At 64.4% G+C, this 18,227-nt stretch carries 15 protein-coding genes; 9 read left to right on the top strand and 6 right to left on the bottom strand.

The genetic code is table 11. The annotated features are described in order from the left end of the window. The first annotated feature begins 16 nt into the window (after positions 1–16). On the top strand, positions 17–2,644 hold the full coding sequence (locus CLAM6_RS14065; protein WP_153636440.1) for a YbeU/YbeR family protein: 2,628 nt from the start codon (positions 17–19) through the stop codon (positions 2,642–2,644). Positions 2,645–2,955: 311 nt separating this feature from the next. Continuing rightward, positions 2,956–3,555: a C40 family peptidase gene (locus tag CLAM6_RS14060; RefSeq protein WP_082388350.1), complete on the top strand. Its 600-nt coding sequence runs from the start codon at positions 2,956–2,958 to the stop codon at positions 3,553–3,555. Between the two features lie 103 nt (positions 3,556–3,658). On the opposite strand, the gene CLAM6_RS14055 is transcribed toward CLAM6_RS14060, so the two are convergent. Next, on the bottom strand, positions 3,659–4,633 hold the full coding sequence (locus CLAM6_RS14055) for a LysR family transcriptional regulator (RefSeq protein WP_153636439.1): 975 nt from the start codon (positions 4,631–4,633) through the stop codon (positions 3,659–3,661). A 221-nt stretch (positions 4,634–4,854) separates the two neighbouring features. On the opposite strand from CLAM6_RS14055, the gene CLAM6_RS14050 reads away from it, so the two are divergent. Continuing rightward, a complete protein-coding gene (locus CLAM6_RS14050; RefSeq protein ID WP_153636438.1) occupies positions 4,855–6,174 on the top strand; it encodes an MFS transporter in 1,320 nt (439 codons plus the stop codon). Between the two features lie 88 nt (positions 6,175–6,262). Here the strand turns inward: CLAM6_RS14050 and msrA are convergent, their stop codons facing one another. Next, entirely contained in the window at positions 6,263–6,940 is a 678-nt protein-coding gene (gene msrA, locus CLAM6_RS14045; RefSeq protein WP_153636437.1) for a peptide-methionine (S)-S-oxide reductase MsrA, read from the bottom strand. 297 nt (positions 6,941–7,237) lie between these two features. Between msrA and CLAM6_RS14040 the strand changes: the two genes are divergently transcribed. The 5 genes from CLAM6_RS14040 (at position 7,238) to CLAM6_RS14020 (ending at position 14,051) form a co-directional block, all read left to right on the top strand. Continuing rightward, positions 7,238–9,460, top strand: coding sequence for an FAD-dependent oxidoreductase (locus CLAM6_RS14040; RefSeq protein ID WP_153636436.1), 2,223 nt, complete (start codon positions 7,238–7,240; stop codon positions 9,458–9,460). Between the two features lie 67 nt (positions 9,461–9,527). Next, the gene (locus CLAM6_RS14035) at positions 9,528–10,811 is read left to right on the top strand and encodes an ABC transporter substrate-binding protein (RefSeq protein WP_172978715.1); all 1,284 of its coding nucleotides are present in this window, start codon (positions 9,528–9,530) and stop codon (positions 10,809–10,811) included. After that, positions 10,787–12,550 (top strand): ABC transporter permease, encoded by a 1,764-nt coding sequence (locus CLAM6_RS14030; RefSeq protein ID WP_153636434.1) that lies wholly within the window; start codon positions 10,787–10,789, stop codon positions 12,548–12,550. Before CLAM6_RS14035 ends, CLAM6_RS14030 begins: the two co-directional genes overlap by 25 nt. Positions 12,551–12,609: 59 nt before the next feature. Then, on the top strand, positions 12,610–13,257 hold the full coding sequence (locus tag CLAM6_RS14025) for a CDP-alcohol phosphatidyltransferase family protein (RefSeq protein ID WP_153636433.1): 648 nt from the start codon (positions 12,610–12,612) through the stop codon (positions 13,255–13,257). Between the two features lie 95 nt (positions 13,258–13,352). Continuing rightward, positions 13,353–14,051, top strand: coding sequence for a DUF3047 domain-containing protein (locus tag CLAM6_RS14020; protein ID WP_153636432.1), 699 nt, complete (start codon positions 13,353–13,355; stop codon positions 14,049–14,051). Between the two features lie 202 nt (positions 14,052–14,253). Here CLAM6_RS14020 and CLAM6_RS14015 read toward each other — a convergent pair whose 3' ends face one another. Further along, positions 14,254–14,736, bottom strand: a complete 483-nt coding sequence (locus tag CLAM6_RS14015) for an FKBP-type peptidyl-prolyl cis-trans isomerase (RefSeq protein WP_043333860.1) — start codon at positions 14,734–14,736, stop codon at positions 14,254–14,256. Between the two features lie 493 nt (positions 14,737–15,229). Here CLAM6_RS14015 and CLAM6_RS14010 point away from each other — a divergent pair, with 493 nt between their 5' ends. Then, positions 15,230–15,514 (top strand): hypothetical protein, encoded by a 285-nt coding sequence (locus tag CLAM6_RS14010; protein ID WP_043333859.1) that lies wholly within the window; start codon positions 15,230–15,232, stop codon positions 15,512–15,514. Positions 15,515–15,714: 200 nt separating this feature from the next. On the opposite strand, the gene CLAM6_RS14005 is transcribed toward CLAM6_RS14010, so the two are convergent. From CLAM6_RS14005 to CLAM6_RS13995, 3 genes are all read right to left on the bottom strand, one after another. Beyond that, positions 15,715–16,692, bottom strand: coding sequence for a lipid A deacylase LpxR family protein (locus tag CLAM6_RS14005; protein ID WP_153636431.1), 978 nt, complete (start codon positions 16,690–16,692; stop codon positions 15,715–15,717). A gap of 565 nt (positions 16,693–17,257) precedes the next feature. Next, positions 17,258–17,761: a glycine zipper 2TM domain-containing protein gene (locus CLAM6_RS14000; RefSeq protein ID WP_052384587.1), complete on the bottom strand. Its 504-nt coding sequence runs from the start codon at positions 17,759–17,761 to the stop codon at positions 17,258–17,260. Beyond that, positions 17,758–17,931, bottom strand: a complete 174-nt coding sequence (locus tag CLAM6_RS13995) for a hypothetical protein (RefSeq protein ID WP_153636430.1) — start codon at positions 17,929–17,931, stop codon at positions 17,758–17,760. The genes CLAM6_RS14000 and CLAM6_RS13995 overlap by 4 nt, the downstream gene beginning before the upstream one ends. Positions 17,932–18,227 lie beyond the last annotated feature (296 nt).

The following is an 18,227-nucleotide window of genomic DNA, read 5'->3' as shown; positions in this document are numbered from 1 at the left end:
AGTCGTGAGGTGTGCCTTGGTCGAACCCCTGAGTGCCTGGTGGGGGCAACAGCTGGTGTTGTGCGGTTGGGGTTTCAGTGCAGCGCCGGAAACGGTGTGGACACCGGCCCAGGCGTGCGCGCGTCTGAAGGCCCAGGAAGTCCCGGATGCGGGCGAGTTGGGATGGCGTCTGCTGGAGGCCTTCCCCAATGACACCCCGGACCCGCTGCACCAGCTGGAGGCGTTGGAATTGCTGGCGCTGGCACGTACTGCCGGCTGGCTGTCAGAGGCGCGCACGCGTGCCTGGTTGATACGTCTGCTCACGGCGATCGGCGGGCGTTTCACCTCGCTGGATGACTGGCTCAAGGCCCTGGCCCATTCGCGCAGCGATGCCGGCTGGACGCGAGGCGATGATGGCTTCTTCGAGGCCAGCCTCGCGCTGTCCCAGTTGGAGCACGAAGACGCCGGCGTCACCTGGCCGCGTCTGCAGGAAGCGCTGGAGGCACAGCCTCCGGTGGCGGTTACTGAGCTCTGGCCTCAGGGCGAGCGCGACCGGGTCTGGATGGCGCGCGCCATCTTCTCGCCGTGGCTCGGCGGTCAGACATTGACCACCGATGACAGCGGCCCGCACGAGGATGGTGCCAGCGGTTTTGACGCCGCGGCGCACTGGCCGGACGTCACGCGCTGGCTGGCCGAGACCTGGGCGATCACCGGGCGTGATGAGCTGATTCGACTGTTGCTGTGGCTGGCCTCGCAGGGGCATCGCTATGGATGGGACATCGACAGCGCACGCCTGATGACGGCCAGCGACAGCGAGCGTGCCAAGTGGCTGGATGAGCTGGAAGCGGATGCGGCTCAGGAAGAGGCCGAACGCAAGTCGGAAGGGCGCAAGGGCGCCCCCGCGCATGCCTCCTCCAGCATCGACGTCGCCGATGGCGGGCTGGAAAAGCCCCCGTCACCGACGGCCTACGGCGAGCTGCTGCTGCAGTATCTCGATCGTGGCGAGCCGCTGGAATTTGCCGCCTGGGACTGGCTGCGTCTGGTCGATCTCGCCTTCGCCGGGCTATGTGCCGGCTGGCTGAGTCGTGAGGAGGGCGAGGACTTCGCCGCCCACGGCATCGACCTGCTGGTGCGTCGCTATGCCGACTGGCAGGGCGTGGCCCGCGCCTATCAGCGCGGTCGCAGTCTGTTCGAGGGTGTCGATCTGACCCGCGACACCGAGAGTGACTGGCGTCCGCTGATGGCGTCGCCGCTGACGCCGCTGCGTTGCGAGCTGCATGCGCTGCTGCCTGCCGCCCAGCGTGTGCGCTGCCGCACGGCGATTCGTGCGTGGCGCAATGACAGCCGCCACTGGGTGCTGGCCATCGCCAGTATCCGCGAGCCGGACCTGCTCTATCGCCAGGGCCTTGTCGCCGAGGTCGATACGGCGCGCCGCGAAGAGGCACGCCAATATCTCAACGAGACGCTGGCGCTGGACACCCGCGATGGCGTGCAGGGCATGGCGCGCTTCTGGCTGCCGGCGCAGGCGCATCATCTCAACCAGCTGGCCGCCGATGCCGCGCGTGGTGCCTTGCCCGACGCCCAGACGCCCTTCGGGCGTGCCGATGCCGTCGAGCTGGAACGCCGACAGCGTCTGGCCGTCTGTCATCGCTATCCCGCCAGCGTGGTGATGGCCGAGAAGTACGCCTTCTACCTGCTGATGGTCCAGGACAGCGGTGATTTCCCGGCCGATGAGCTGGCCCAGTGTGCCGAGCGTCTGCGCAGTGCCCTGTGCCGCTACTATCCGGACGCCATGCGTCTGCTGGAAGCCTGGGCGGTGTGGGAATCCGCGGTGCCGGAACTCGAGGATCATCCGCTGGTCAACGAGATCCGCTGGCATCTCGATGACCCCGGCAGCCTGTTCCATTGGCTCGACTGGTGCGCCAGCGACTGGCAGGAGCCGGGGCTGCGTCCGAGTCTGGATCGCTTCACGGCGCTGGCGCTGAGCGGTCCGCTCAATACGCCGTGCTGGGGTGAGCCGATGGTCGAGTACGGGCGGGGCGTCGAGGAACTCAGCGGCTGGCTCGAAGGTCATTATGGTCTCGCCAATGCCGAGGCGCTCAAGGGCTTCCTCGACTTCCTGCGCGATGCCGGTGATCGGGATGAATACCAGATCAATTACGGCCCTTACACCCTCAATCGCGCCCGTCTCGACAATGAGATCGACGTGCTGGAAAGCGCCGAGCGCGGCGATGATGAGCAGGTGCATCTGGACCGTCTGCGACGCGTCAGGGACAACGAGGCGCGCTGCAACGAGCTGGACATGGCGGCGTGGGACATCGCCCAGATGGTGGATCTCGCGATTGCCGGGCGCCAGCTGGGCTGGCTGGACGATGCGACCTTCACCGCCTATCTGGACAGCGCCTATGCGATGGCGCGTGACCACTACGGCAGCTGGAAGGAATATGCCCGGGGGCTGTTCGCCGGCTATGCCTTCTTCATGGGCGACACCGACCAGCGTGACAGCTTCCTGCGCGGCTTCCGCGATGCGCTCATCCAGTGGTTGACGGCGGCGCCACCGCTGGCGGGTGCCTGGTCGAGTCTCGATTTCCCGGGCGCGCGCCCGGGGCATTGGCCGGCGTTGCATCTGGATGTGCTGAGCGGAGACGCCCGCACGCTGCACTGAGCTGGATTCAATTCAGGTTGGGTGAGCGGCAGAGGGCACTTTCTCTGATGCTTTGGTCTAACTTGTGCGGCAATGGCATACGGTTTGCGGAAACATGAACTACTATCCTGCGAACGACTCGAGTTTGTCATCTGACTGTCGTCATCGTGTTGCAAGGTGTGCTGCTGCCTGATCCGGCCCACCTTGTCAGATAGTCGCCGTATTATCCCTGATCGATCAACGATCATCGTCATGCATCAATGGTTATCGCCGTCCGCAAGCGCTGCTCACCTTCACCCTTCCAGCGCCGGGCCCACGACGAGGAATGCTGGATGCGCCACGCGTTATTATGCTGTTTTCTGATCCTGCCACTGGGTGTGGCAGGCTGCGCCAGTCACTCAACACCGTCCAATGATGTGGCCTACTACGATGTGGACCTGCCGGAACTGCCGAAGCTCAAGCGCTATCGCCAGTCCGCGTCCCAGCCGGCCGCCGAGTCGCAGGACTACGCCATGTCAGGGCCGAGCATCCGCGATGTCCTGCTGGAAGAGCATGACCGCTGGGCCGGGACGCCCTATCGTCTGGGGGGAACCAACACCCGCGGCATCGATTGCTCCGCCCTGATGCAGCATGTCTTCAGTGATGGCTTCGGCATCGATCTGCCGCGCACCACCACCGACCAGGTGAAGCGTGGCAAGCGCATCGACAAGTCGCAGCTCAAGCCGGGTGATCTGGTCTTCTTCCGTCCCTCGCGTCGCTACAACCATGTGGGGGTCTACGTCGGCAACGGCTACTTCCTGCATGCCTCCACCTCGCGTGGCGTGAAGCTGTCGCGGCTCGACAATGTCTACTGGTCCCAGCACTACTGGCAGTCGCGTCGCCCGATGCCCTACGAGGCCATGCAGATGAAGCTGGCCATGCGCAGCCAGTGAGCCGATCACGCGTCGCACTGAAACAGACAAGTGTTTTCTTCGACATCACCCGGCCCTGGCCGGGTGTTGTCGTTTCTGAGCCCTGGCAAATGTCAGCCACTGCTCAGGAAGGGGGCTCCAGTGCAATGCTGTCGGCCTGATCATCAGCGCTCAAGGCGTCCGGGGTGGGCCTCCCTGCCGCCGAGTGTTCAATGACGAAATCGACCAGCGCCTGCTCGGCGCGTGACAGGCCGCGCTCGCGGCGCCAGGCGAGTGACAGCTCAAGCCAGGCGGGCTCATCGAAGGAGACGGCGGTCAGGTTGTTCTCTTCACGGTCGTCCTCGACCACACGCTTGAGGAAGGTGGTGATCCCGAAGCCGCGCGCGACGATCGCCTTGTTGAGGGCGATCAGGTTCGATTCGAAGGCGATGCTCGGCGCGAGACCATGCTGGCTGGCCAGGCGCTCGATGAAGTCGCGATGGAAGTAGCCGCGCTTGAAGACCACCAGCTCCTCGGCGAAGAACTCCTCGACGCTGATCTGCGTGCGGGCGGCCAGCGGATGATCGTTCGCCAGGCAGACCACCATTTCCTCGCTCAGGAAGTGGCGTCGAATCAGGCCGTGGGTGTCGGTGCCGAGCTGATCCTCGACGATGACGCCCAGGTCCAGCTCGGCATTGTCGATCATCCGGCGCAGGCTCAGGGTGCCGCCCTCGATCACGCTGAGCTTGATGTCGGGATAGCGTGCCTTGAATGCCATCAACAGCGGCGGGAAGTAGTAGGAGCCGAGCATCGAGGAGACGCCGATGCGCACCTCGCCCTTGACCAGCCCCTCGAGCTCCGCCATCGCCAGTGCCGCGCGCTGTGCCTGTTGCAGCAGGGGCCGGGCATGCTCGAGCAGCGTATCGCCGGCCGGTGTCAGGCGCAGACCGCGTGAGCCCCTGACCAGCAGTTGCGTGCCCAGCCGGCTTTCGAGCCCGGCGATCGACTGGCTGACCGCTGACTGGGCCAGGCTGAGTGCCTGAGCGGCAGTGGTGAAGCTCTGGTGCTCGACGACACTGTCGAAAATCTCCAGTGCACGCAGATCGAAGGGCAGTTTCATCGCGGGGTCCTGTTGATCGCGAGGTGCTTTTCAGCGCGGAGTCCTTTTCGTCGCGAAGTCCTTTATCAGCGCAGCTTCCTCTCGGCGCAGTTTGCGACTTCCATGCGTCGCCGTTGTCATCAGCTTTGCTGATGGCCCGTATCATGTCGAGCTATTTTACTGATGCGAGCGCACGGCGCAGACTGGCGCCATCCCCATGCTTGATTGAGTGCAGGTACCTGATGGCTTCATCGCTTTCCGCGTCTTCTTCCCCCGATTCCGCCGCCTCGAACTCCGTCACACAGTCCGAGCTGCCCGAGCCGCTCAAGGCGCGCGGGCGTGACTGGCGGCGCATGACCCAGGCGCTGTGCCTGGGCTCCTTCGTGGTCTTCATCAACCTCTATCTGGTGCAACCGCTGCTGCCGCTGCTGGCGACGGATCTGGGCCTGAGCTCGCTGCAGGCGAGTCTGTCCCTGTCGGTGAGCACCCTGATGCTGGCTCTGGCATTGCTGGTGTTCGGCCCGCTGTCCGATGCGCTGGGGCGGCGGCGTATCCTGCTGTGGACCCTGGCTGGCGGGGTGGCCTGTTCAGGGCTGGCACTGTTCGCCGAGGGCTTCTGGTCGCTGCTGGCGGTGCGCGCGCTGCAGGGCTTTCTGCTCGGCGGCCTGCCGGCGGTGGCAGTGGCGTACATGAGTGACGAGATGGAGCAACCTGCCTTGATGATGGCGGTGGGGCTCTACATCAGTGCCAATTCGCTGGGCGGCATCTCGGGGCGGGTCGCGGGGGGCGTGATCGCGGAGCACTGGGGCTGGCAGGCCAGCTTCGCCGCCATCGGCGGCGTCAGCCTGCTGGTGCTGGGGGCGTTATGGCAGCTGCTGCCGCGCCAGAGACGCTTCGTCGCCCAGCCGCTCAAGCTGAGCAGCATGCTGGCAGGTCTGGGGCGCCATCTGCGCAACCCTCGTCTGTGGCCGGTGTTCCTGCTCGGTGGGCTGAATTTCTTCATCTTCGTCAATCTCTACAGCTACATGACCTTCCGGCTGAGTGAGGCGCCCTGGTCGCTCAGCAGTCAATGGCTGGGGCTGTTGTTCCTGACCTATCTGGCGGGCACCTTCGGCGCCTCCCAGTCTGGCCGGCTGGCACGGCGTCTGGTACCGGGAGGTGCGACTGAGGACGGTGAGGCCGCGCTGGCGATCGCTCAGCGACGCGGTCAGGCGCTGACCATGATGCTGGGCACCGGCATCGTGATGCTCGGCACGCTGCTGACGCTGAGTCACTCGCTGATCGGCATGCTGATCGGCCTGAGTTTGAATGCCTTCGGCTTCTTCCTCGCGCATGCCACCGCCTCGGCCTGGGTCGGGCGCAATGCCGAAGGCGCGCGGGCCAGTGCCAGTGCGCTGTATCTGACCGCCTACTATCTGGGCGCGAGTCTCGGCGGCTTCTGGCTGGAACCCTTCTGGCAGGCTGCCGGCTGGCCCGGGGTGGTGGCGGCCAGCGTACTGGTGCTGGCGGTGACCTTCTCGCTGGCGATCCTGTGCTGGCGCCGGGCCACCACGCAGTATTGAGCCTGAGAGCAGCACAGACACTAGGGCCCTCTACGACAACGGCTCGCCAGATGGCGAGCCGTTGTCGTAGAGGGCCTGGAGGGCGAGGTCAGTGCGCGGGCGCGTCGTCACCCCAGATCTCTTCCAGCCGATCATCGCGGCCACAGCCGGCGCGGTAGAAGCGATAACGCACCGGATTCTTCTTGTAGAAGTCCTGATGGTAGTCCTCGGCCGCATACCAGGGCCCTGCCGCCTCGATCTCGGTGGCGATGCCGTCGGGGAACCTGTCCTTCAGCGCATCGCGACTGGCCTCGGCGGCGTCACGCTGGGCCTCATCGAGGGGGTAGATGCCGCTGCGGTACTGGGTGCCGGCATCGCAGAACTGGCGGTCCACCGCGACCGGGTCGATGTTGTGCCAGAAGACATCCAGCAGGGTGTCGTAGCTGACCTTTTCCGGCTCGTAGACCACCTTGACCGCTTCGGTGTGCCCGGTGCCGCCCGAGGAGACCTGCTTGTAGGTCGGGTTGTCCTGTTCGCCGGCGGTATAGCCGGAGGTGGTCGAGATCACACCCTCAAGCTTGTCGAAGGGGCCTTCCATGCACCAGAAGCAACCACCGGCGAAGATGGCGACTTCCTGGCCCTGAGCGACCCCCTCGGCGACGCCCTTGGGCACCGTCTGCGGGTCGAAGGCATGGGCGTGGCCGACAAGCAGCAGGCCGCCGAGGAGGCTTGCCAGTGGCGTGAGACGTCTGAGCGCAGGGAAGGGGATTCGCGTGTATCGGGTCATGGTGTCTCCGGGAAAGGCGTCATTCCTTCGAGATGAGTACACGGAAATCTCCATGTCTCGGTGAGCCGTGAGGTGACTGGCGCTGTTGGTTCCTCACTGCCTGTATCAGGTTTCTACGCGAATAAACGTGGGATGGATGCGAACATGCAGAATGAAACGTTACCGTTGTCGTGATCAAGCCACTGCCATTCACTCCGCTACGCGAATCAGTGCATCCAGTCAGTGACATGCCTCGTAAGGACACGGTACATCCCAATGACATGCCCATGACGGCAGGAATCGAAAAGGAAATCGCCAGTGAATAAACGCAAGTTACTGCTTCTGGGCGCCATCGTCGCTGCCATCGTGGTGTTCTTCGCCAGCGGGGCACAGGATTACTTCACCCTGCAGAGCCTCAAGGCCAGCCAGTCCGAATTCCAGGCGTTGTTCGCGGAATCACCGTACAAGGTCGCGGGCACCTTCTTCGTCGTCTACGTGGCGATGGCGGCACTCTCGCTGCCCGGTGCAGCACTGCTGACGCTGCTGGGTGGCGCGCTGTTCGGCTTCGGCTGGGGGCTGCTGCTGATCTCCTTCGCCAGCACCATCGGCGCGACGCTGGCCTTCCTGATTTCCCGCACTCTGCTGCGCGAGAGCATCGAGAAGCGCTTCCGCCGTCAGCTGGAATCCCTCAACCGTGGCGTCGAGCGTGAAGGCGGCTTCTATCTTTTCACGCTGCGCCTGGTGCCGGTCTTCCCGTTCTTCATCGTCAATCTGGTGATGGGCCTGACTCGCATGCGCGTGGTCACCTTCTACGTGGCAAGCCAGCTGGGCATGCTGGCGGGCACCGCCATCTACGTGAACGCCGGGCGTGAGCTGGGCCAGCTGGAGTCTCTGTCCGGCATCCTGTCGCCGGGGCTGATTGCCTCCTTCATCGCGCTGGGCCTGTTCCCGCTGATCGCCAAGAAGATCGTCGGCGTGCTGCGCAAGCGCAAGCAGCAGGCGGGCTTCACCAAGCCGAAGACCTTCGACTACGACATGGTCGTCATCGGTGCCGGTTCCGCCGGCCTTGTCACCAGCTATATCGCCTCCGCCGTCAATGCGCGTGTCGCGCTGATCGAGCGGCACAAGATGGGCGGCGACTGCCTCAATACCGGCTGCGTGCCCTCCAAGGCGCTGATTCGTGCCGGGCGTGCGGCTCATGAGATTCGTCAGTCCCAGCGCTTCGGGATCACCGCCAATGAGCCGGAAATCGATTTCGCCAAGGTGATGGGCCATGTGCATGACGTGGTGGAAAGCGTCGAGCCGCATGACAGCATCGAGCGTTACGAAGGCCTCGGCGTGGAAGTGCATACCGGCAGCGCCATGCTCAAGACGCCCTGGGAAGTGGAAGTCGATGGCCGCGTGCTGACCACGCGCAACGTGGTGATCGCTACCGGTGCCCGTCCGCGTGTGCCAGCTATCCCGGGTATGGAATTGATCACACCGCTGACCTCAGAGAACCTGTGGGACCTCAAGGTGCAGCCCAAGCGTCTGGTGGTGCTGGGCTCCGGCCCCATCGGCATGGAGCTGGGTCAGAGCTTCGCGCGTCTCGGCAGCCAGGTCTCCATCATCGAGGGCGCACCCCGTGTGATGCCGCGTGAAGACGAAGAAGTCAGCGCGCTGATGCATGAACAGCTCTCGGGTGAAGGTGTTGATCTGCGAGTGAACTCCAAGGCGACTCGCATTGAGGTGCTGACCGGCAAGGACGGCGAGCCGATGCGCAACATCGTGGTCGAATCACCGGAGGGCGAAGAGAGCTGGATCGAATTTGACGAGCTGCTGGTGGCCATCGGCCGCGAAGCCAACGTCGAAGGCTTCGGTCTGGAAGCGCTGGGCATCGCGGTCTCCGAGCGCGGCACCATCGATGTCTCCGAGTCGCTGCAGACCCTGCAGCCGAATATCTGGGCGTGTGGCGATGTGGCTGGTCCGTACCAGTTCACCCATGCGGCGGGCCACCAGGCGTGGCACGCGGCGGTCAACGCGCTGTTCGGTGGTCTGAAGACCTTCAAGGTCGACTACCGTATCATGCCGATGGTCACTTACACCGAGCCGGAAGTGGCACGTGTTGGCCTCAACGAGACCGAAGCCAAGGCCCAGGGTTACGAGTACGAGGTCACGCATTACGAGATGGGCGAGAGTGATCGCGCGCTGGCCGAGCGTGCGACGGAAGGCTTCGTCAAGGTACTGACCGAGAAGGGACGCGATCGTATCCTCGGCGTGACGCTGGTCGGTGCCTCGGCAGGGGAGTGGCTGGCCGAATTCACCATGGCGATGAAGCATGGCATCGGTCTCAACAAGATCCTGTCCACCATCCATCCGTATCCGACGCTGTCCGAGGCCAACAAGGCCGCGGCGGGCATGTGGAAGAATGCCCACAAGCCGGAAGGCGTGCTCAAGGTGCTCGACCGTTACTTCACCTGGCGCCGCAACGGCCGCTTCGAGCCGACCAAGACCCTCAAGGCAAATACTGCCGAGCGGACCGTGGCTGTCGAAAAACAGTAATTGCTGATTCATGCCGCGGGCCTGCAGATGCAGGGTCGCGGCATTTTTCCATCAGGAGAAGCCCTTCATGAAGACGAATCATCTGGCGGGTCGCCGTCGTGCCCTGGCGCTGATGGGCGGCTCGCTGGTCTTGCTGGCCGGCGTCACTGCCAGTCCCTGGGCCGCTTCTCTGGCGTATGCCGCCGACGCGCAGGCCGGGCGCCCGACCCCTGAGCTCGCCTCGCTCGAGTGGCAGGTGATCGCCGAGCGCGCGCGCGGTCAACGTATCGACTTTCATGCCTGGGGCGGCAGTGAGGCGACCAACGCCTATCTGCGCGACCAGGCCAAGACAGCGGCGGCTCAGCATGGCATCGAGGTGCGCCACGTCAAGATCGCCGATACCGCCGAGAGCGTCTCGACCCTGCTGGCCGAGAAGGCGGCCGGGCGCCGCGACGGCAGCATCGATGTGATCTGGATCAACGGCGAGAACTTCCGTGCGCTCAAGCAGGCCGAGCTGGTGTGGGGGCCCTTCGTCGAGCGTCTGCCCAACAGCGACTATCTGCTCGAGGAGATCGGTGCGCGCGATTTCGGACTCGCCACCGATGGTCTGGAGGCGCCCTGGGGGCGTGCGCAGCTGATCTTCATGTACGACACCGCGCTGCTGGAATCGCCGCCGCGCTCGATGCAGGCGTTGCTGGAGGTGGCCAGAGAGCATCCCGGGCGGGTGACCTATCCACAGCCGCCCAGCTTCCACGGCACCACCTTCCTCAAGCAGGCCTTGATTGAATTGATGCCAGTGGAGCAGCGCGAGGAGCTGGCCACTGCCGTGGCGAGTGATGCTCAGTTCGCTGAGGTGACCGCACCGCTGTGGGACTATCTCGATGCGCTGCATCCGCTGATGTGGGCGCAGGGCGAGCGTCAACCAGCCGGTGCCGAAGAGCAGATGAAGTTGCTCGCTCAGCGCAGCGTGTGGATCGCACTGACCTTCGTGCCCCAGGAAGTGGCCAATGCCCGTCAGGAAGGGCGGCTGCCACCGACCATCGAGCCGTATATCCATGACGGCGGCACCCTCGGCAATGTGCACTATCTGGCGATTCCGGCCAGTGCACCGCACAAGGCCGCAGCCCTGGTGTGGATCAATCAGTTGATGTCCGCCGAGGCCCAGGCTGCCAAGGCCGACCCCTCACGCTGGGGCGATGACACGGTGCTGGATGTCGCCCGCCTGCCGCCGCAAGAGCGCGCCGCCTTCGAAGCCTTGCCGCAGCTGCCCGGCAGCATGTCGCCCGAGGCGTTGGGCACACCACTCAGCGAGCCACACCCGAGCTGGACCGATGCGTTGGAGGCCGAGTGGGCGCGACGCTATCGCAACTGACGCAATGGGTCGCTGATCGCTGGCGTGTCGCTCCCGCCACTGGTCATGCGCCGCTGACGCCCGCCCGCGTGCTGCGCTGGGGCGTCTTGCTGTTGCTGCTCGGCCCGACGGCGCTGGGCCTGGCTGGACTGGTCGCGCCGGCCTTCGGGTTGTGGCCGACGCTGGGCTTCGAGCAAGTCTCGGCGGTCGCCTGGCAACGCTGGTGGGCCTTGCCCGGGCTGGCGGAGGGCTTTCGGCTGACGCTGGTCAGTGGCCTCGGCGGCACGCTGCTGGCGGTGCTGCTGACCATGGGGTGGGTCTCGGCGGCGGCCGGGACTCGCTTCGGTGAGCGCATGGAGCGCCTGCTGGCCCCGATACTGGCGATGCCGCATCTGGCGCTGGCACTGGGGCTGCTGTGGCTGGCCGCCCCGAGTGGCGTGCTGATGCGCCTGCTGCTGGCGCCCTTCGAGGTGCTGGTACCGCCGCAGTATCCGCTGCCGGATGCCCACGGCATCTCGCTGGCGATCGGGCTGGCGCTCAAGGAGGCGCCATTCTTGATGCTGATGGCGCAGACGGCGCTGTCACGCCTGCCGGTCACGGCGCAGCTGCAGGCAGGCCAGGCGCTCGGCTACAGCATCCCTCAGCTGCGCTGGCGCATTCTGATGCCACAGGTGATGCGCGCGATCGCCTTGCCCATCGGCGCGGTGCTGGCCTACTCGCTGGCGGTGGTAGATGTCGCGCAGGTGCTGGGGCCGACGCGTACGCCGACGCTGGCGGTGCGCCTGATCGAGCTGTGGCGCGACAGTGACCCGACGGCGCGCCTGCCGGCGAGTGTCGGCGCCCTGATGCTGGCCCTGTTGGTGATCGGGATGATGGCGCTGGGCGCGGCGCTGGGACGCGCTCTGCTCGCCTGGCATCGCGACTGGGTACTGAGCCATCACCCGGCGCGCGCAAGCCGCCTGGCGCTGGCGAGCGAAGCCATGTTCGGGCGTGTCGCGCGCGGAGTGCTGGGCGTGGTCACGCTGATCTCATTGCTCGCCTTCGTGGTGATCGGCGTGCAATCGGTGGCCAGAAGCTGGTTCTTCCCTGCGCTGTTGCCGTCTCGCTGGGGCTGGGAGAGTTGGCAACAGGCCCTCGCTGGCCTGGGGGATGCCTTCAGCAACAGCCTGTGGCTGGCACTGCTGGTGGCGACGCTGGCCGTCATCCTCAGCGTCGCGGTGTTCGAGCGAGAGCGGGAAAGTGGCCGTCTGCGCGGCTTCGTGGTCTGCCTCTATCTACCATTGCTGCTGCCGCAGGCCAGCTTCCTGTTCGGCTTTCAGGTCGGCTGGTTGAGCCTGGGGGCCAGCCCCGGTTGGGCGGGAGTGGTGATCGGCCATCTGCTGTTCGCCCTGCCTTACGCCTGGCTGACGCTGGCCGGCCCCTGGGCACGCTTCGATACCCGACTCGAGCAGGCGGCACGCCTGCTGGGGCGTTCACGCCTCGAGGTGCTGATCGGTATCCGTCTGCGTCTGATGCTCAGGCCGCTGGCCATCAGCTGGGCAGTGGCCTTCGCGGTCAGTATCGCGCAGTACGTGCCGACGGTGGTGCTAGGCGGCGGGCGTGTCCCGACCCTGACCACCGAAACCCTGGCCCTGGCGACGGGAGCCGACCCACGCCTGACGGCAGTGGCCGCCTGCCTGCAGGCCTGTCTGCCGCTGGTGGTCTACCTGCTGGCGCGTGCGGTGCCTGCCGGGCGCTCGGTCTCGCCGACGCGCGGCTGAGCGCCTGTCAGGCGCTGGAATGACGATGACCTCAACGACTTCATGGGAGTAGATGCAACATGCTGGACAAGTGGACCTCACGCTGGGTACAGCCGCCTCTGAAACGTCTTGCGAAAAGTGCGGCGGCGCGCGATCTGCATCCGGATCAGCTGACCCTCGCGGGCTTCGCCATCGGCATGCTGGCGTTGCCGTTGCTGGCTTATGGGCATTTCGGGCTCGCGCTGATCGCGATCCTGATCAATCGGGTGGTGGACGGGCTGGATGGCGCGCTGGCGCGGCACGCCGGCCTGAGCTCCGATGCCGGTGGCTTTCTGGATATCTGTCTCGATTTCCTGTTCTACGCCGCCGTGGTGGTGGGCTTCGCTCTGGCCGACCCTGGTGCCAATGCGATGGCGGCGGTGGCATTGCTGTTCGCCTTCGTCGGCACGGGCTCGAGCTTTCTGGCCTTTGCCATCATGGCGGCCAAGCATCAGCTGGAGCGACCCAATTTCACGCGCAAGGCCTTCTATTATCTGGATGGCCTGACCGAGGGCACCGAGACCATCGCCTTCTTCGTGCTGGCCTGCCTGATGCCACAGTATTTCGCGTGGTTGGCATGGATCTTCGCCGCGGCATGCATCCTGACCACGCTGACGCGCGTATGGGGAGGGTATGTCACCTTGCGAGCCCAGGATCAGAATGAGCATCACAGCACCGACCAGAGTTGATGCGCTGCGAACCTGGCCTTGCTGATGATACGGCTCGTTACCTTTCTCACTCGCCTTGCTCACTTGCCTTGCTCGGGCGCCTCGGAGTCCTGCCAATGAAGATTGCTTCCCGTCAGTTACCATCATTCCTGCCCCTGTTCGCGGCAGTCACCTCCAGCGGTCTGCTGACGGCGCTAATGCCCTCGGTGGCCCACGCGGCTGACAAGTCCTTCTCGCCTGCGCAGATTCTTGCCTGGGGCGAGAAAACCTTCGAAGGCCAGACGGCCTATCGCGTGGTGGAGCGCGACGGCAGGCCTGCGCTCGAGGCGCGCGCCCGGGGCAAGGCGTCCGCGCGCTATCTGGAGCAGGATATCTCGCTTGAAGAGACGCCCTATCTGAAATGGTGCTGGCAGGTGGATGGCATCTACCCGGGCGTGAACGAGAAGACCAAGGGCGGCGACGACTATCCGGCGCGTCTCTACGTGGTCAACAAGACCGGCATCCTGCCGTGGCAGGTCGAGGCCATCAATTACGTCTGGTCCAGCAATGAAGCCAAAGGCAGCCATTGGGACAATGCCTTCACGGATCGTGCCGTGCTGCTGGCCGTTGAATCCGGCGATGAGAAGGTGGGGCAGTGGGTGGCGGAGGTGCGTGATCTGCGGGCTGATTACGCGTCACTGTTTGGCAGCACGCCGAGCGAGATTGCCGGGCTTGCGCTGATGGCTGACGGTGACAATGCCGGCGGTGATGCCACGGCGCTGTTTCGTGGTCTGAGCCTTTCCAGCGATGCCACGCCGCCCAGCTGCGGTGCCTGATCCGGAATCATGAGTGATCAGGGCTGTGAAGAGAGGGCTGAGCCAGTCTGACAAGCGCGCCAAGCCAGTCAGGCCGACACGAAGCCAGACACGAAAAAGCCCCGCGACTGATGACTCAGTCGCGGGGCTTTCGGTTCCGGCCTCCCACAGTGTGGGAGGCGCTCATCTGAGGCATCGCCCCGGATGAGGGAAGAGGCGGAGCTTAGTGCTCCACGCCGCCTTCGCCGTGAACGTGGCCGTGTTCCAGCTCTTCGGCAGAAGCTTCACGCACGTTGGTGATCTGCACGTCGAAGTTCAGGGTTTCGCCGGCCAGCGGGTGGTTGCCATCGACAGTGACAGTGTCGCCTTCGACCTTGGTGACGGTGACCATCAGCGGGCCGCCCTGAGTCTGTGCCTGGAACTGCATGCCAGCTTCGATGTCTTCGACACCCTGGAAGGCTTCACGCGGCACTTCCTGGACCAGGGCTTCCTGGACTTCGCCGTAACCTTCTTCCGGAGAGACGGCAACTTTCAGCTCGTCGCCGGAAGTCTTGCCGTCGAGTTCCTTCTCGAGGCCCGGGACGATGTTGCCAGCGCCGTGGATGTAGGCCAGCGGCTCGCGACCTTCGGAGCTATCCAGCACTTCCCCTTCGTTGTTGGTCAGGGTGTAGTGGAAGGATACGACGGCATTCTGGGCGATTTGCATGATGAGAGCCTTTCGATAGGTATATGAACGTCAATGGTAACGTGCCCCTGAGGTGACTGTCAGGGGGGAAACTGGAAAAAAGCCGCGTATCACGTGGCTCCTGGCCCGCTGATGACATTGCCTGAGAGGCAATCCAGCGCACGTTACCTTGTCTTGAAAGTATAGGTGACGCTCGCAGGCGTACATTTCAACCCTGAAACAGGGTTTTTTCTCACCCCCGACGCCATCGGTGAAGAAAGGGGCAAAACGGTTGGATTATCAGGTGTCTGGCGGGGTTGCCCTGTCAGCGCACAGCGGCCTTGCTGCTGGCGGCCAGACAAGGTTGGGGCGATGGCTTGCGAGGGCCACAGGGTCTGGTTACTCTGCCTACTCGGATATTGCGGATTCTGACGCGCGGCCCGAGGTGGCCTCGCTCTGCACACTCTGTCCCGTCGCCTGACGGGAAATGACAACTCAGGCGCCATGCGACCCTATTTTTCAGGAGAGAATTTCGATGACCGTGACATTGATCTGGCTGGTGAGCTTCGCTGCGATCTTCATGCTGTGCTTGAACCGCTGGGAAGGCTCGCTGGGTGCCACCGTCAAGCGTGTCCTGCCGGAGGCTCTGAGCATCGATAGCGGTGACCGCTACGTCTGGGGCGTGGCCCTGGGTATCCTGGGTGCGACCTTCATCGTCAATCCCGTCTCCATGCTGATGGCATTGATCGTGCTGGCGCTGATCGTTCTGATCGGCGGCAAGCTGATCTGCTGGGGCATGAGCAAGGTCAAGATGCACTGATCTCACCAGCAGCAACCTTCCGGGAAGCATGACGTTTCCCGCAGACAGAAAGGCCGGGCTATCTGCCCGGCCTTTCTGTTTCTGCTCATCAGACTTTTCTCATCAGACTTTTCTCATCAGACTTTTCTCATCAGACACTTCTCATCAGGCTCTGCTTATCCAGCGCGTCTTGTCAGTGCCGCCTGCAGCTCAGCGCCGAGTCATAGCCAGGTCGAGAGCGTCAACGAGCCGAATTGATCGCTCTCCTGCTGCGTCTCGAATTCGTGGGTGCGCCACACGTTGACGAACGCCAGTTGCCAGCGTTGCCAGCTGAGTGCGAAGCCCAGCTGCAGGTCGCCGACCAGCGGACGACGGTCCACCGAGGCGCTGTCCTCGAAGCCATTGCCATCCAGCAGCATGTTGTAGGCCATCGCGCGGCCCTCGATATTGGCGAACAGGTACCAGGCGAAATCGCCGTCGGGATGGAAGTACTGTCGGCCGCCCTGGGCCGGCGCCACTGTCGGTATCCCGTAGCTGCGGGTCAGCCCCTGGCCGACGCGTACCCCGCCACCGACGCCCGCATAGGTGTAGAGATTGCCCAGCGCCACGGAAGCCGAGGGGCCGTACTCCACCTCCAGCCCTGCGGCCCTGGCCGGCAGCCATAGCTGCGTCTGCCAGCCGGTGCTGATCACCGGCTCGTTGTGCAGCTGGTGATCCCAACCCTCCGGCTCATCACTGCCGGTCAGCTTGTGCACCGCCTTCTGAGCATCCTTGGCGCCCGAGGCCGGGCCGACGATGCCGAGATCCAGATTGAAGGTGTCCACCCGTCGCCAGTCATCTCCCTCTTCACCGGCGAACAGCGAGACGCCACCGAACAGGTAGCCCGCGTAGGGGCGGTCATCCTGATCCGGTTGCTCTCGCTTGATGTCATTGGGGGTATAGATCTGCTGTCCGAAGCGGTAGGCCGTGGCGTCCAGTCGCGCCGCGCTGAAGCCGGGCACCCAGTCCGCGAATGAGCGTGACCAGTGCTGCTCTGGTGTCTTGAAGGTGTAGCTCAGCGCAAAGCCGTTGGTGTAATGGCCATCATCGCCGGAGGTGAGAATGTCGTTCTCGACCTTCAATGACAGCACGCCACCCTCGTCCTCGGCTGCCTCCACCATGGGGGCCAATGCCACCGCGCCCAGCATGATCAATGCCATGCCCAGGCGCCGGGTCGAGAAGGCCGGCGCCATCTGCGGGGCGTGGCTTGAGGCGGCGGTACCGCCGGGACTGTCATTGACTGGACTGGGATAAGCGCGGGGATCGTTGCTTGAAGATGACGTGACACAAGACAACTTGCGGGTGCCTGGGCGAGAACCTGGCGGACGGGCAGTGACGGGACGCATCGCAACTCCTGGGACGGGTAGTTGTGTACAGAGTCAAGTTAGGCTGCAGGCGTATAACTTTGCACAAAAATTCCCGATTTCATAGCCTGTTAATCAATAGGCAGTCTGCCTATCCCCACGGCAGCGAGCCGTGCCGGTGTGAGATCGAGGGAGGGTATGCGAAGCGAGGGGGGGGGGGCGTGTGGGAGATGCAGGAGCGCGAGAGGTGTGAGAAACGCGAGAGAGGCGAGAGACGCGAGAGAGGCGGGGATGCGTGAGCCAGGCGAGATGGGGGAGAGCGTGGCGGCGTTACCCGCGCAGGGCTGCGACAGGCGCCGCTGAAGGGCGCAGAAACAAAGCGGCTGGCGCCCCGGCAAGGGAGCGCCAGCCATCGAGAGGCTCAGTAAGGCGCGACGCTCAGGTTGGCGCCGTAGCCGACCAGGCGGACACGTTGGCCAACCGAGAAGGCGGTGTCGGCTTTCTGGACGACGATGAGGCTGTCGCCGGCATCGCGGCGGACTTCAATCTCGTAGGCGTCGATCTGGTCGACATTGTCAGCGATCGACTTGCCGGCCACGCTGCCGCCGATGGCACCCGCGGCAGTGGCGATCGCACGACCGGAGCCGCCGCCGATCTGGCTGCCGAGCAGGCCGCCGACGACCGCACCACCCAGGCCACCGAGCACGCCGCTGCCTTCATCCTGTGCCTGGATCTGCACCGGGCGCAGCGAGGTGATGGTGCCGTAGCTGACGGACTGTGCGCGCTTGGCCTGATCGCCGGTGTAGACGTTGCCGGAATAGATGTCGCTGTTCGCGCAGCCGCCAAGCGTCAGCACGCCGAGTGCGATCACGGGCAGCCAGCGGCGTGCGCCAGTCGATCGTTTGTGAGTCAGTGAGAGTGTCATGGTGTGTCTCCTCGCATGATGCGGTGCAGCTTGAGGTTGTGATGGAGAATGCTGAGTGCTGAGAGAGCAAGGCTCAGGTAGGCGATCACTTCCTTGGGCCGCCAGCAGGTTCTTGTCACGACGGGCGTGCGAGAACACTGTTTCTTAACATTATAGACCACGTCGACCATGACGGGTTCCCGACCTGAAACGCTGAGGTGACGCAACTTCCGCACTTCCCTGTCGCGTGAGTGCTACCACGTGAGTACCGACCACGTGAGTATCGGCGCATGAGTGCTGCCACGTAAGCACTTCCGCGTGAGCACTTCTTCTTGAGCCATGACGCGTAAATGTCAGCGGCAGGGCATCCGTCGACGTGGGTTGGCATCCACGGCGGGAATTCAAGGCGTAAAGCACGAAAAAGCCCGCGTGAGCGGGCTTCGGTCAGTCTGTTGGATTGGCACCTCGCGCAATCCGGTCATTGCGA

This window comes from Cobetia sp. AM6 (assembly GCF_009617955.1).
GTDB classification, from domain to species: domain Bacteria; phylum Pseudomonadota; class Gammaproteobacteria; order Pseudomonadales; family Halomonadaceae; genus Cobetia; species Cobetia amphilecti.
The sequence above is the reverse complement of the archived record's forward strand: the minus strand, read 5'-3'. Positions and strand labels throughout refer to the sequence as shown.

Bases quoted from the DNA above. Each gene is read 5' to 3' on its own strand.
- CLAM6_RS14060 (WP_082388350.1), top strand. From the start codon at position 2,956: ATGCGCCACGCGTTATTATGCTGTTTTCTGATCCTGCCACTGGGTGTG.
- CLAM6_RS14055 (WP_153636439.1), bottom strand. From the start codon at position 4,633: ATGAAACTGCCCTTCGATCTGCGTGCACTGGAGATTTTCGACAGTGTC.
- CLAM6_RS14050 (WP_153636438.1), top strand. From the start codon at position 4,855: ATGGCTTCATCGCTTTCCGCGTCTTCTTCCCCCGATTCCGCCGCCTCG.
- msrA (WP_153636437.1), bottom strand. From the start codon at position 6,940: ATGACCCGATACACGCGAATCCCCTTCCCTGCGCTCAGACGTCTCACG.
- CLAM6_RS14035 (WP_172978715.1), top strand. From the start codon at position 9,528: ATGAAGACGAATCATCTGGCGGGTCGCCGTCGTGCCCTGGCGCTGATG.
- CLAM6_RS14025 (WP_153636433.1), top strand. From the start codon at position 12,610: ATGCTGGACAAGTGGACCTCACGCTGGGTACAGCCGCCTCTGAAACGT.
- CLAM6_RS14020 (WP_153636432.1), top strand. From the start codon at position 13,353: ATGAAGATTGCTTCCCGTCAGTTACCATCATTCCTGCCCCTGTTCGCG.
- CLAM6_RS14015 (WP_043333860.1), bottom strand. From the start codon at position 14,736: ATGCAAATCGCCCAGAATGCCGTCGTATCCTTCCACTACACCCTGACC.
- CLAM6_RS14010 (WP_043333859.1), top strand. From the start codon at position 15,230: ATGACCGTGACATTGATCTGGCTGGTGAGCTTCGCTGCGATCTTCATG.
- CLAM6_RS14005 (WP_153636431.1), bottom strand. From the start codon at position 16,692: ATGGCATTGATCATGCTGGGCGCGGTGGCATTGGCCCCCATGGTGGAG.
- CLAM6_RS14000 (WP_052384587.1), bottom strand. From the start codon at position 17,761: ATGACACTCTCACTGACTCACAAACGATCGACTGGCGCACGCCGCTGG.
- CLAM6_RS13995 (WP_153636430.1), bottom strand. From the start codon at position 17,931: ATGGTCGACGTGGTCTATAATGTTAAGAAACAGTGTTCTCGCACGCCC.